Raw genomic sequence first — 13883 nt, 5'->3', positions numbered from 1 at the left:
AATGAAGACCGAATTAGCATGTTGAAACAACGGACCCTGAAACGTGTCGTGAAAGCGAGTGGCATCGGACTGCATAGTGGACAAAAAGTCATAATTAACTTTTTGCCACATGTTGCTGATGGGGGTATTGTGTTTCGTCGTATTGATCTAAATCCACCTGTAGAAATTCGTGCCGATGCAATGTTGGTACAAGAAGCTTTTATGTGCTCAAACTTAGTGGAAAATGATGCCAAAGTCGGCACGATTGAGCATGTAACCAGTGCAATTGCAGGTTTAGGTATTGATAATTTAATTATTGAAGTGTCTGCTTCTGAAATTCCAATCATGGATGGTAGTGCAGGTCCATTTATTTACCTGCTCATGCAAGGCGGTCTAGTTGAACAGGATGCACCGAAGAAGTTCATTCGTCTGCTTAAACCAGTTTCAGCTTTCATTGATGATAAAAAAGCGATCTTTTCACCGCATGACGGTTTCCAAATCAACTTTGAAATTGATTTTGATCATCCAGCCTTTGCCAAAGAGTTCCAGTCAGCGACCATTGATTTTTCTACAGAAACATTTGTTTATGAAGTCAGTGGTGCACGAACTTTCGGCTTTATGAAAGATTTGGATTATCTGAAATCTCATAATCTTGCTTTAGGCGCGAGTTTGGATAATGCCGTAGGCTTAGATGATACAGGTGTCGTAAATGAAGAAGGCTTACGCTTTGCCGATGAGTTTGTGCGCCATAAAATTTTAGATGCAGTGGGTGACTTATATTTGCTCGGACATCAAATTATTGCCAAATTTGATGGTTATAAATCAGGGCATGCTTTAAATAATCAGCTTTTACGCAATGTTAAAAATGATCCAAGCAGCTATGAAATTGTAACATTTGATGACATGAAGTCTTGTCCTATTCAATATGTCCAAGTCTTATAAGTCATTGCTTTCAGGAAGTAATGTTATAAGATAACATTTAAAAATGTGACTTGGTTGACTTTTTGTAAATGCAATATTTGGTTTTTTATTTTCTTGTTTACTTTTTATTGCTTGCCAAACGCAATAAAGCTTGGCTAAGCTTAGCATCGTCTACAAAACTCGCAGCGTGTTGTAACATTTCCTGCGTTGCTGGGTCGAGAGATTGAACAGGTTTATAAGAAGTTTGAGTTTGCTTTGTTTTATCACGCAGTCGAATTTGTAGCTTTTGTAAATCTTTAAATTCCTCTAATTGTGACAATTGAGAAATATATTGTTTTTGAAGGTAGCCGAGTTGACTAATCATGGCTTGATTTTCACCGGTAATCGTCAAAATACCATATTGATAACAGACGACCTGCCATACTTCGGGTTGAGGTAATAAGGGTTGAATTAATTTAGTAAGTCTTTGCCATTCGGCAACTTGCTTTTTAAGAAACGATAAGTTTCCTGTTTTTATGTGTTGTCTTGTTTGATAAAAGAGATTTTTAGGTTCAGACATACATTGTTCCTACATAGTTATGTCTTATCTTAAGCCCTCGTTTCAGTAGATATCAAGGACGAGATCACTCAAGGAACTTGACTAAGAACAGTTAAAAGAGGTTTTTATGCATTCGCGACGTATTTTATTGGCATTTTCTTTGGCAGCTTCTGCTGCATCGGTTGCATTCGCAGATTTAGTTCAATTAGATGCTTCTCATACTTCAGCTCCAGATCGTTTAGAGCAACTTTCAAAAACATTATCTCAACCGACAACGGTATCTCAAGGTTCTTATACTCATCCAGATGATATGGACATTCCAGGAAGTTTGACTTTCCAACCACATCTGCGTAGTCAAGACAAACCAATTGAGCTCAACAATGCCACAATTGCTAAAAAATACGGTTCAGCATCGGTCTCTTCTGCAAACACTACATCTACAGCATCTCGCTATTCAGCAGGTTCTCCATATTCATGGTTAGTGGCACATCCATTACCTGACATGAAACGTGTAAGTTCCGACTTTGGTGGTCGTACTATGGGTGGTCGTGCTGAGCATCATTCAGGTTTAGATCTTTCTGCGCCAAGTGGTACACCAATCTATGCAACAGGTTCTGGCATCGTGACCAAATCAGGTTGGGGTACAGGTTATGGTCAATATGTAGAAATTAACCATGGTAATGGCTATATCACACGCTATGCGCATGCATCACGTCTAATTGCACGTGTCGGCGATCAAGTGCAAGCAGGTGAACATATTGCCAATGTTGGCTGTACAGGCCGTTGTACAGGTCCTCATTTGCATTATGAAGTTGTAAAAGATGGCCAACGTAAAAATCCATCAACTTATTTAGCAATGTTGCCATAATAAATATTTAGCGAATTCAATTTATTGGCATCAACAATAACGCTTGTATGATGTTCATCGCTAACAGTTGATTTGAATACACTATCATTAAATAAAATTTTAAATGTATAAAAAACCGCCATTATTGGCGGTTTTTTGTTGCTTTGTGTAAGCTTTGGTCAATGTGTATTTAGTTACTAAATAATACGACATGCCTACATTCATCTGTAACGATAACTTAACACCCTTAAAACATGATACATATAAGATATAGAAAATTAGTCTAAGGAGTAGGTGAAACATGGCGTATTATGGTGATACTGATGCTCAGGAAACACAAGAATGGCAAGATGCCTTTGATTCTGTGTTACAGCATATGGGAACTGATCGTGCTGCTTTTTTGCTCGAAAAACTATACCAACAAGCAATTGCAAAGCATGTGTCTATTCAGAGACTAAATACTCCCTACTTAAATACGATTCCTGTTGAAGAACAACCTGCTATGCCGGGCGATGCAGACATGGAACGCCGTATCCGTGCACTCATCCGTTGGAATGCTTTAGCGATGGTGCTACGTGCCAATAAAACAGGGGACGACTTAGGCGGTCACTTAGCAAGTTTTGCATCTTCAGCAACATTGTATGATGTAGGTTTTAACCATTTCTTCCGTGCCAATAGTGATCACTTCGGTGGCGACATGATCTATTATCAAGGTCACTGTGCACCGGGGATTTATGCGCGTTCTTATTTAGAAGGGCGTTTGACTGAAGATCAACTGAATAATTTCCGTCGTGAAGTCGGTGGTCAAGGTCTTTCAAGCTATCCACATCCTTATTTAATGCCTGATTACTGGCAGTTCCCAACCGTGTCGATGGGTCTAGGTCCGATCATGTCGATCTATCAAGCGCACATTCAAAAATATTTGATGAATCGTGGTTTGATCAAAGAAGAAGATCGTAAAGTCTGGGCATATCTTGGCGATGGTGAGATGGATGAGCCAGAGAGCTTGGGGGCGATTTCTCTAGCAGGGCGTGAAAAACTAGACAATTTGATCTGGGTGATTAACTGTAACTTACAGCGTTTAGATGGCCCTGTTCGTGGTAATGGTAAAATTATCCAAGAACTAGAATCATTATTTCGTGGTGCAGGTTGGCGAGTCATTAAAGTGGTTTGGGGACGTCATTGGGACCCACTACTAGATAAAGATACTTCTGGCGCATTAAAAGCACGTATGGATGAAGCGCTAGATGGTGATTATCAGCGTTATCAGGTGAAAGGTGGTGCATATACCCGTGAGCATTTCTTTGGTAAATATCCTGAAGCTGAAGAATTAGTTAAAACCTTGAGTGATGAAGATATTGATAATCTCAATCGTGGTGGACACGATCCATACAAGGTTTATGCTGCATATGCTGCTGCCATGACCAGTAATGGTCAACCAACTGTAATTTTGGCGAAAACAGTTAAAGGTTATGGTTTATCTGATGAAATTGAAGCGGTGAATAAAACCCACCAAATCAAAAAAATGCATTTGGAATCATTAAAATATTTCCGTAATCGCTTTAATCTTCCATTCAAAGATGAAGATCTGGAAGAATTACCTTTCTATCGTCCAGGTGAAAATTCTCCTGAATTGAAATATATGAAAGCACGCCGTGAAGCACTTGGTGGCTATTTACCTGCACGTCGTAAAGAAAGTGAAGCTTTGCAAATTCCAGAGCTTTCTGTCTTTGATAGCGTCTTAAAAGGCAGTGGTGGCAAAGAGCAATCCACTACGATGGTTATGGTGCGTTTGATTGCAGCTTTATTGAAAGAAAATGCGATTAAAGACCGTGTTGTGCCAATTGTTCCAGATGAAGCGCGTACTTTTGGTTTAGAAGGGATGTTCCGTCAACTGGGCATTTATGCGGCGCATGGGCAAAACTATACGCCAGAAGACCAAGAGCAACTCATGAATTATCGTGAAGCAAAAGATGGTCATATGCTTCAAGAAGGGATCAACGAAGCTGGTGCAATGAGTGCGTGGTCTGCATTAGGGACAAGTTATTCAACCAATAACTTACCAATGATTCCAATGTATATGTATTACTCGATGTTTGGTTTCCAACGTATTGGTGATATTGCATGGGCGGCAGGTGATTCGCAGGCACAAGGTTTCTTGTTTGGTGCAACTGCAGGTCGTACCACATTAAATGGTGAAGGTTTACAACACCAAGATGGTCATTCACATGTCTTGGCAAATACCATTCCTAACTGTGTGGCGTATGATCCTTGTTTTGGCTATGAGTTGGCGGTAATCATTCATGATGGTTTACAACGTATGTATGTAAATCAGGAGCGTGTGTTCTATTATTTAACTCTGATGAATGAAAATTATGATCAGCCTGCCTTGCCACAAGAAGCCATTGAGGGCATTAAAAAAGGTCTGTATTTATTTGAAAAAGATGACAAAGCAACCGTTCAGTTGATTGGTTCAGGCGTGATCTTGCGTGAAGTGATTAAAGCTGCACAAATCTTAAAAGATGAATATCAAATTCATGCCAATATTTGGAGTGCGACAAGTTTTAATGAGCTTGCACGTGATGGTATGGCGGTTGAGGAATATAACCGTTTACACCCACTGGAAGATGGTAAAGAGTCTTGGGTATCAAAACAACTTCGTGGTACAGATGGTATCGTGGTTGCGGCAACGGATCATATCCGCGCTTATAGTGAACAAATCCGTGCATATTTACCAGACAGCCGTCCTTATGTAACTTTGGGTACAGATGGTTATGGTCGTTCAGATACGCGTGGTAATTTGCGTAGTTTCTTTGGTGTAGATGCGGCACACATTGTGGTTGCAACTTTGAAAAAACTAGCAGATGAAGGCGAAGTTGATGCACGTTTAGTTAAAGATGCGATTTCTACCTTTGAACTTGATGTTGATCGTCCCGTTGCATGGTTGCCACAAGCTCATCCATCCGTACAAGATGTTGCGGCTTATACTGAATCAAGCGAGGAGAATAAATAATGCAAATTAAAACTCCTGATATTGGTGTAGAAAAAGCCACTGTCGCTGAAATTTTGGTTAAAGTGGGTGACACGATCGCAATCGATGACAGCATCGTGTTGCTTGAGTCAGATAAAGCCTCTGTCGAAGTACCTAGCACTTCGGTGGGTGTAGTGAAAAGTATTGCTGTATCTGAAGGTGATGAGGTTGCTGAAGGTGCGGTATTGATTGAAGTTGAAGCAGATGCTGCACAAGCTGAAACTAGTGAATCAGAACCTGCCCAAAGTGAAGAAAAAGCACAAGCAGAATCAACCCAAGAACACGTTAGCACTGAACAGCCAAAAGCTGAGAATACAAATGCAGCAGCAACATCCTCAGAAATAGTTGAAGTGAAAGTACCTGACATTGGTGTGGAAAAAGCACTGGTCGGTGAAGTTTTAGTGAAAGCGGGCGATGAAATTGCTGTTGACGATAGTATCGTGGTGGTTGAGTCCGACAAAGCAACAGTTGAAGTCCCAAGCACAGTTGCTGGTACGATTGAAAATATTGTTGTGAAAGAAGGCGACAGTGTTAAAGAAGGTGTGGTCTTAATTACTGTAAAAACTACTTCTGTGGCTCAAGAAAAATCTTCAAGCACTGAAAATAAACAAACTGCTCCAACAGCGTCAACAGCTACTGAATCACCTAAAGCTGAGTCTAAACCTGTTCAATCTGGCTCAGTCGAAATTGCTGTACCTGATTTGGGTGTAGACAAAGCCTCTGTTTCTGAAATCTTGGTTAGTGTTGGCGATCGTGTTGAGAAAGATCAAAGTTTGGTTGTGGTTGAATCAGACAAAGCATCGGTTGAAGTACCAAGCACAGTTTCAGGTACGATTAAAGCGATTCATGTTAGTGATAACCAAGAAGTCAAACAAGGTATGCCTTTGGTGACGATTGATGGGATTGCTGATGTGCAGCCTTCAGAAGTTGCCAAAGAAAAAGCCACGAATGCACCGCAAGCTGCTGAAACCAAAACACAGCCTAAAACTGAAAAAATAGCAGTTGAAGAACCAAAAGCGCATGTGGCAAATACTTCAGATAAACTCAGCAAAGAACAACAAGCTGAAAATGCCAAAGTCTATGCAGGACCAGCAGTACGGAAACTTGCACGTGAGCTTGGCGTATTACTTGCGCAAGTTGAATCTTCTGGACCTCATGATCGTGTCATGAAAGAAGACGTCTTTGCTTATGTGAAGCAGCGACTGACTGCATCACAAGCTGCGCCGCAAGCAACTGTTGCACAGGCGGCTTCGGGTTTGCCTGCCTTACCTGACTTTAGTGCATTCGGTGGTAGTGAAGTTGCAACAATGACCCGTTTGCAGCAAGTGTCTGTACCTCAGTTGTCATTAAATAACTTTATTCCACAAGTGACGCAGTTTGATTTGGCGGATATTACCGAGCTTGAAGCTTGGCGTGGTGAATTGAAAGCTAAATTTAAACAAGACGGCATTAGCCTCACGATTTTAGCATTTATTGCTAAAGCGGTAGCGTTCTTACTCAAAGAAGAGCCTTATTTTGCAAGTCATTTAGCAGATGATCAAAAGTCTGTAGTACTGCGTAATGAGATTCACATGGGTATTGCAGTAGCGACACCAGATGGTTTAACAGTTCCTGTATTACGCAATCCTGACCAAAAGTCGATTAAACAAATCGCGATTGAATTGGGTGAGCTGAGTCAAAAAGCCCGTGACAAAAAACTTTCTCCGAAAGACTTACAAGGTGCGAATTTTACCATTACTAGTTTAGGTTCTATTGGTGGTACTGCATTTACACCACTCGTGAACTGGCCGCAAGTGGCGATTTTGGGTATTTCTCCTGCAACCATGCAACCTGTATGGAATGGTGAAGGTTTTGATCCAAAACTGATGTTGCCATTGTCATTGTCCTATGATCATCGTGTGATCAATGGTGCAGACGCAGCGCGTTTTACCAATAAACTCACCAAACTTTTAGCAGATATCCGTAATATTTTGCTCTAAGTTAAGGTCATCAAGATCAATCGAAACCTCGCTACGGCGGGGTTTTTTATGTATTAAACTTTAATCAAATATGTTTATCAAAAAGCTTCAGATGAATTTCATTGAAAATAAACATGAAGCCCATTAAGATAGACGCACACTTCATTGGGGAGTAGCCGCTATTCACAATCAACTTGATCTGTGAATAGGTGATGGTCAACATAATTGTTCAACAGAACATGGTCATCATAGCAAAGAACCAATTTGCTTATTTTAAGCATTTCTTTTGTTGGCAAGACCTTTGATTTATCACTCCGCATTGAATAGGCGACTATTCATATAGGCTAGCAGGAGGGGTAAGTCATTGGTAAATATTGCTAGCCAGAGAAAATGACATGTTACATGCCTTCTTGATCTCACTTGTGGTGGTTGCCCTATCTGAAATGGGTGATAAAACCCAACTTCTTGCTTTATTACTTGCTGCAAAATTTCGAAAACCTGTCCCTATTCTGATTGCTATTTTTTTGGCAACCGTTGTCAATCATGGTGTTTCAGCTTTACTTGGACAATGGATTACTACAGTTTTAAGTCCTACCGTTCTATTATGGATTGTATCCCTCGGTTTTATTGCAATGGCTGGGTGGATGTTGATCCCAGATGAATTAGATGACGAGTCCGAAAGTATTAATAAATGGCAAAAGTATGGGGTGTTTGGTGCAACTTTTGTCTTATTTTTTCTTGCGGAAATTGGTGATAAAACTCAAATCGCCACAGTTGCTCTCGCTGCTCGTTTTGACAGTATTGGCTGGGTCACTTTAGGTACAACACTCGGCATCATGTTGGTGAATGCACCTGCGGTATTTATTGGTAATAAATTAGCAGAAAAATTACCGATTTCACTGATTCATAAAATTGGCGCACTGATTTTCTTGATCATTGGTGTAGCTGCTTTAGTACAACATTACTTTTTCTAAGCTTCATTTTGAAAGTGCATTTGCCTGTTTTATGGGGGAGATGCGCTTTACTTGGCATATAAGTGAAATTTTCGATAAGTTATATTGGGTTTTAATTGTAATTTGGTTTGAATCCTTATAGATTATAAGGAATAAAAAGTATGTTTTTCACATTCTTTCATTGGATTTTTTTATCTATAATTTTGTACAGGAAATTTCGATATAAAAATGTCGTGTGTTTTGTAGAGAAATGAAAGAAGCGATATAGATGAATATTTTGTAGGGGTTGGGGTATGGCTTTAGATCGCACCACATCGCAGGTACTGTTCGATAATGGTACACATAAATGTATTAGTTTTACGAGTTTAGTTAAAGGTGAAGGTGTACAAGCCAATCAGTTTTTAATTCTTGATCATGACCGAGCGGCAGTATTAGACCCGGGTGGCGACTTAACCTATGTGCCATTGACCATGGAGTTAAACAAATATACACGTTTACAAAATCTTGATTATGTCATGGCATCACATCAAGACCCTGACATTATTACCTCTATGCCACGTTGGTTAGTATATACCGATGCCAAGGTTGTTGCCTCAAAGTTATGGGCACGCTTTTTACCCCATTTAAACTCTGCGTTTATGAGTGATCGCATGAAAGGTGGATGGTTGGAGCGTTTGATTGAACTTCCTGATCAAGGTGCAGCGATTACTTTAGGTGACAGTAAAATTATTGCTGTACCTGCGCACTTTTTACACTCTGTTGGGAATTTCCAATTTTACGATCCTATTGCGAAAATTTTATTCTCAGGGGATATGGGTGCTTCAATGGTGAAAGATGCTGCTCGCCCAATCAGTAGCTTTGCAGAGCATATTCCAACCATGAAAGGCTTTCATCAGCGTTATATGTGTTCAAATCGTGTGATTCGCCTTTGGGTGAAAATGGTACGACAAATGGATGTGGAAATGATCGTGCCGCAACATGGAACACCTTTTGTTGGCAAAGAGATGATTAATGAGTTTTTAGACTGGATTGAAAACTTACAATGCGGAATCGATTTAATGGATGAAATGGTGTTTACGTGCCCACAATAAATGAACAAAAAAATTAGAAAAAAAGATTGAGTTGAATAAAAAATATTTTTAAGATTTGAGTCGCCAAAATCTACTTTAAACCTCTTTCACTGCGTCAAAGTGAAAGAGGTTTTTTTGACCACGAGAATTTTAAAAATATGTTGTCTCAAATCCCTGCACAAGATGCGTGCTTAAGCTGTGGAGCATGCTGCGCCTTTTTTAGAGTGTCTTTTTATTGGGCAGAAGGCGAAATCATGCCGAACGATGTAGTTGAAGAATTAACCCCAGTTTATTCATGCATGAAAGGAACCAATCAGAAAAATCCACGTTGTGTGATGTTGTCAGGTGAGATCGGACAGCAAGTAAGTTGCACGATGTATGAACAGCGCAGCTCAAGTTGTAAAGAGGTTCAAGCAGGCGATGCACAGTGCAATAAAGCCCGTACTGCTCATGGCCTGATCCCATTCATTGAAATTGAGCCTGTACTGCCAAGTAATGATGAAGATTTTGATCAAGTTTGCTAAAGCACTACTTGAAGTGTGAACTGGTATAAACTTTTATATTACATAAGGTTGTAACAAATATTTAAAACCATATTTTTTATATGTGATTATTCGTTATACTGAAATTGCGTAAAAAATAAAGCTAACGCAAGATAATGAATAAAAGGATTAAAAAATATGTCAAAGACGACATCATATGTATTGTTTGATAATGGGGTACATAAATGTATTGTATTCACCAGTTTGGTAAAAGGTGAAGGCATACAAGCCAATCAATTTTTGATCATTAATGGGGCGGAAGGTGCAATTATTGACCCAGGTGGGGATTTGACCTATACCCCTTTAACGATAGAGTTATTTAAATACATTCGTTTGGAAAATATTAAATATGTATTTGGGTCACACCAAGACCCCGATATTATTACATCTATGCCACGTTGGTTGATGCATACCAAAGCGCAAATTGTTGCATCAAAACTATGGGCAAGATTTTTACCTCATCTTAACTCTGCCTTTACCTCAAACAAAATGGAAGGAGAATGGTTTGACCGTTTGATTGAGTTACCTGATGAAGGAATGAGTTTAAGATTGGGAAATAGTGAGTTATATAGTATTCCTGCACATTTCTTGCATTCTGTAGGAAATTTTCAATTTTATGATCCTATTTCTAAGGTGCTGTTTTCAGGAGATTTGGGGGCATCCATCGTAGGGAATCCTGAAGAGCCTGTTAAAAATATGCAAGCACATCTCACCAGTATGCGAGGATTTCATCAACGCTATATGTGCTCCAATAAAATTTTACGTTATTGGGTCGATATGGTGAAAGATATGGATATTGAGATGATCGTTCCGCAACATGGCGCACCTTTTGTAGGACGTGAAGCCATTGATCAGTTTTTAGATTGGCTATGGGATTTGCCTTGTGGTGTAGATTTGATGGAGAAACGAGTATTTCGTTGTCCAGAACCTGCACTGATGTATGGATAGTCAGTTTTAAGGTTCATCAATATTTTTATATTGAAATAAAACCAATATAACAATGCCTTGTATTGGTTTTATCCCCAATTAAACTGCTTTATTTAGAATAAAAATGAAATTTAAACTGAAATTTGTATATAATGGCTCACGGAAATTACCAGCGAGACTGTTATGTTGACCATCGTTCAAGAAGCCCTTACCTTCGATGATGTCTTATTACTCCCTGCCTATTCTACTGTCCTTCCAAAAGATGTCTCCCTAAAGACACGCCTTACCCGCGGCATTCAACTGAATATTCCTTTAGTTTCAGCAGCAATGGATACTGTGACTGAGTCACGTATGGCGATTGCAATGGCACAAAATGGTGGTATCGGTATTTTACATAAAAATATGGATATTGCTGCGCAAGCTGCTGAAGTACGCCGTGTGAAAAAATTTGAAGCAGGCATGGTGAAAGACCCTATTACTGTGACACCAGAAACCACAGTACGTGAATTGATTGCAATTACTCAAGCAAACAATATTAGTGGTGTACCAGTTGTCAAAGACGGTAAAGTGGTCGGGATCGTAACAGGACGTGATACACGTTTCGAAACCAACCTTGAACAGCCTGTAAGTAATATCATGACAGGTCAAGATCGTCTTGTGACGGTTCGTGAAAATGAATCTAAAGAACACATTCAAGCGCTCTTACAACAACATCGTATTGAAAAAGTGATCGTTGTCGGTGAAAGCAATGAATTAAAAGGCTTAATTACGGTAACTGACTTCCGTAAAGCTGAGCTTTATCCAAACAGTTGTAAAGATGATTTAGGTCGTTTACGTGTAGGTGCTGCTGTAGGCACAGGAATTGAAACACCAAGCCGTGTAGAAGCATTGGTTGATGCTGGTGTTGATGCCATTGTTGTAGATACTGCACATGGTCATTCAGCAGGTGTGATTGAGCGTGTACGTTGGGTTAAGGCCAATTATCCTCAAGTCCAAGTGATTGGCGGTAATATTGCAACAGGTGATGCTGCATTGGCATTGTTAGATGCAGGTGCAGATGCGGTGAAAGTAGGGATCGGACCAGGTTCAATCTGTACCACGCGTATTGTTGCAGGTATCGGTATGCCACAAATTTCTGCGATTGACAGTGTGGCTAATGCACTTAAAGAACAAATTCCTTTAATTGCAGATGGTGGTATTCGTTTCTCAGGCGACATGGCAAAAGCGATTGGCGCAGGTGCAAGTACCATCATGGTTGGCTCATTGATGGCAGGTACCGAAGAAGCACCTGGCGAAGTTGAATTTTTCCAAGGACGTTACTACAAAGCGTATCGTGGTATGGGTTCATTGGGTGCAATGGCGGGTGCAACAGGTTCTGCGGATCGTTATTTCCAAGACTCTAAAGCCGGCGCTGAAAAACTGGTACCAGAAGGCATCGAAGGTCGTGTACCGTACAAAGGACCTATGGGTAATATCGTACACCAAATGATGGGCGGTTTACGTTCATCTATGGGTTATACAGGTTCTGCAACTATTGATGATCTTCGCCAAAATGCGAAATTTGTAAAAATTACTGCAGCAGGTATGCAAGAGTCACATGTGCATGATGTTACGATTACGAAAGAAGCGCCGAACTATCGTGTAGGTTAATTCTTTCGTTGTAATTTTGCATTTAAAAACCGTCATTTCATGACGGTTTTTTTATTTTGGTGTAAAGTAATGTGATTGAAAACTAACTGTTAAACAACACGATAAATAAGTGGGTAAAAAATGAGTTATTTTGGTACAGATGGGATTCGTGGAAAATTTGGTGAACTCCCAATTACCCCAGAATTTGCATTAAAACTAGGTTTTGCGGCAGGTAAAGTATTAAAGCAATTAAGCCCAAAAACTAAGCCAATTGTGGTTTTAGGTAAAGATACGCGCCTTTCAGGTTATATTTTAGAAGCAGCCTTGCAAGCGGGTTTAAACGCGGCAGGGGTGTATGTACATTTACTTGGTCCTTTGCCAACACCAGCAATTGCGCATTTAACCCGAGCATTACACGCCAATTTAGGCATTGTCATTTCAGCATCGCATAATCCATATTTTGATAATGGGATTAAATTTTTCTCAGATGAAGGTAAAAAATTGCCCGATGCGATTCAAGAAGCGATTAATCAAGAATTAGAAAATGATATCGTCATTGAAGACAATGCAAATCTAGGTAAGAGTGTGCGTGTCAAAGATGCCAATGGTCGTTATATCGAATTTTGTAAATCGACATTCCCCTACCATTTTAACTTACGTCATTTAAAAATTGTGGTGGATTGTGCACATGGTGCAGCCTATAGCGTAGGTCCTGCGGTATTTCGTGAATTAGGTGCAAAAGTCATCGCACTTTATAACGAGCCAACAGGTTTAAACATCAATGAAAATTGTGGTTCAACCCATCCTGAAAATCTACAAAAAGCTGTTGTCGCGCATCAAGCGGATTTAGGGATCGCTTTTGATGGTGATGCTGACCGTGTTGTATTGGTTGATCGTCACGGTAATTTGGTAGATGGCGATGCGATTTTATATATCTTGGCAACCCAAGCATCGACAAAACCTGCTGGTATCGTGGGTACGGTGATGAGCAATATGGCATTAGAACTTGCACTTGAACAAGCGCAGGTTCCATTTGTGCGTGCCAAAGTTGGTGACCGTTATGTATTACAGGCCCTTGAAGATAATAATTGGGTAATCGGTGGTGAGCCTTCAGGTCATATTTTGACTTTAGATAAAAGTACAACGGGTGATGCAATCATTGCAGCTTTGCAAGTGTTGACGGTGATGGTTGAACAAGATAAAGCGCTTGATGAGTTAATCACTGACTTTAAACTTTTACCGAATGTTTTGGTGAATGTACGTTTAGAAGAAATGTACGATCCATTTGCAGTGCCTGCGTTGGTGGCGGAGTTTGATAAGGCAGAAGCGCAACTCAAAGGTCGTGGGCGAATTTTGATTCGTAAATCGGGTACAGAGCCCGTGATTCGTGTTATGGTTGAAGGTAATAATCAACAAGAAGTGGCTGATCTTGCAAACTATTTGGCCGATCAAGTTCGTCAAAATGCCAACGCTTAATCCGTAAGGGGA

Annotated in this window: 11 protein-coding genes and 1 riboswitch; of the genes, 10 read left to right on the top strand and 1 reads right to left on the bottom strand. The window is 40.1% G+C overall.

The window, feature by feature from the left end:
• Nucleotides 1-18: 18 nt before the first annotated feature.
• Nucleotides 19-921, top strand: a complete 903-nt coding sequence (gene lpxC / locus HUS24_RS09810) for a UDP-3-O-acyl-N-acetylglucosamine deacetylase (protein WP_173911861.1) — start codon at nt 19-21, stop codon at nt 919-921.
• A 97-nt stretch (nt 922-1018) separates the two neighbouring features.
• Here lpxC and HUS24_RS09805 read toward each other — a convergent pair whose 3' ends face one another.
• Nucleotides 1019-1459 carry a DUF721 domain-containing protein gene (locus tag HUS24_RS09805; RefSeq protein ID WP_173911860.1) on the bottom strand — a complete coding sequence of 147 codons (441 nt, stop codon included), beginning with the start codon at nt 1457-1459 and terminating at the stop codon, nt 1019-1021.
• 106 nt (nt 1460-1565) lie between these two features.
• On the opposite strand from HUS24_RS09805, the gene HUS24_RS09800 reads away from it, so the two are divergent.
• From HUS24_RS09800 to glmM, 9 genes are all read left to right on the top strand, one after another.
• Nucleotides 1566-2306 (top strand): M23 family metallopeptidase, encoded by a 741-nt coding sequence (locus HUS24_RS09800; protein WP_173911859.1) that lies wholly within the window; start codon nt 1566-1568, stop codon nt 2304-2306.
• Between the two features lie 280 nt (nt 2307-2586).
• On the top strand, nt 2587-5298 hold the full coding sequence (aceE, locus tag HUS24_RS09795) for a pyruvate dehydrogenase (acetyl-transferring), homodimeric type (RefSeq protein ID WP_173911858.1): 2712 nt from the start codon (nt 2587-2589) through the stop codon (nt 5296-5298).
• Nucleotides 5298-7295: a 2-oxo acid dehydrogenase subunit E2 gene (locus HUS24_RS09790; protein WP_173911857.1), complete on the top strand. Its 1998-nt coding sequence runs from the start codon at nt 5298-5300 to the stop codon at nt 7293-7295. Before aceE ends, HUS24_RS09790 begins: the two co-directional genes overlap by 1 nt.
• A 134-nt stretch (nt 7296-7429) precedes the next feature.
• Nucleotides 7430-7580, top strand: a riboswitch (yybP-ykoY riboswitch).
• An 89-nt stretch (nt 7581-7669) separates the two neighbouring features.
• The gene (locus tag HUS24_RS09785; protein WP_173911856.1) at nt 7670-8248 is read left to right on the top strand and encodes a TMEM165/GDT1 family protein; all 579 of its coding nucleotides are present in this window, start codon (nt 7670-7672) and stop codon (nt 8246-8248) included.
• Between the two features lie 272 nt (nt 8249-8520).
• The gene (locus HUS24_RS09780; RefSeq protein WP_173911855.1) at nt 8521-9318 is read left to right on the top strand and encodes an MBL fold metallo-hydrolase; all 798 of its coding nucleotides are present in this window, start codon (nt 8521-8523) and stop codon (nt 9316-9318) included.
• Between the two features lie 137 nt (nt 9319-9455).
• Complete coding sequence (locus HUS24_RS09775) at nt 9456-9821, top strand: YkgJ family cysteine cluster protein (protein WP_173911854.1); 366 nt, start codon at nt 9456-9458, stop codon at nt 9819-9821.
• A 156-nt stretch (nt 9822-9977) separates the two neighbouring features.
• Nucleotides 9978-10787, top strand: coding sequence for an MBL fold metallo-hydrolase (locus HUS24_RS09770; RefSeq protein ID WP_173911853.1), 810 nt, complete (start codon nt 9978-9980; stop codon nt 10785-10787).
• 162 nt (nt 10788-10949) lie between these two features.
• Entirely contained in the window at nt 10950-12416 is a 1467-nt protein-coding gene (guaB, locus tag HUS24_RS09765) for an IMP dehydrogenase (protein WP_173911852.1), read from the top strand.
• A 120-nt stretch (nt 12417-12536) separates the two neighbouring features.
• A complete protein-coding gene (gene glmM / locus HUS24_RS09760; protein ID WP_173911851.1) occupies nt 12537-13871 on the top strand; it encodes a phosphoglucosamine mutase in 1335 nt (444 codons plus the stop codon).
• Nucleotides 13872-13883: the final 12 nt, after the last annotated feature.

Origin of the sequence: Acinetobacter sp. Marseille-Q1618 (assembly GCF_902809855.1) — a bacterium.
Lineage (GTDB): Bacteria > Pseudomonadota > Gammaproteobacteria > Pseudomonadales > Moraxellaceae > Acinetobacter.
The sequence above is the reverse complement of the archived record's forward strand: the minus strand, read 5'-3'. Positions and strand labels throughout refer to the sequence as shown.

Coding starts and splice junctions, on each gene's coding strand:
- HUS24_RS09805 (WP_173911860.1), bottom strand. CDS start 1,459: ATGTCTGAACCTAAAAATCTCTTTTATCAAACAAGACAACACATAAAA.
- HUS24_RS09785 (WP_173911856.1), top strand. CDS start 7,670: ATGTTACATGCCTTCTTGATCTCACTTGTGGTGGTTGCCCTATCTGAA.
- HUS24_RS09800 (WP_173911859.1), top strand. CDS start 1,566: ATGCATTCGCGACGTATTTTATTGGCATTTTCTTTGGCAGCTTCTGCT.
- HUS24_RS09790 (WP_173911857.1), top strand. CDS start 5,298: ATGCAAATTAAAACTCCTGATATTGGTGTAGAAAAAGCCACTGTCGCT.
- lpxC (WP_173911861.1), top strand. CDS start 19: ATGTTGAAACAACGGACCCTGAAACGTGTCGTGAAAGCGAGTGGCATC.
- guaB (WP_173911852.1), top strand. CDS start 10,950: ATGTTGACCATCGTTCAAGAAGCCCTTACCTTCGATGATGTCTTATTA.
- glmM (WP_173911851.1), top strand. CDS start 12,537: ATGAGTTATTTTGGTACAGATGGGATTCGTGGAAAATTTGGTGAACTC.
- HUS24_RS09775 (WP_173911854.1), top strand. CDS start 9,456: ATGTTGTCTCAAATCCCTGCACAAGATGCGTGCTTAAGCTGTGGAGCA.
- HUS24_RS09770 (WP_173911853.1), top strand. CDS start 9,978: ATGTCAAAGACGACATCATATGTATTGTTTGATAATGGGGTACATAAA.
- aceE (WP_173911858.1), top strand. CDS start 2,587: ATGGCGTATTATGGTGATACTGATGCTCAGGAAACACAAGAATGGCAA.
- HUS24_RS09780 (WP_173911855.1), top strand. CDS start 8,521: ATGGCTTTAGATCGCACCACATCGCAGGTACTGTTCGATAATGGTACA.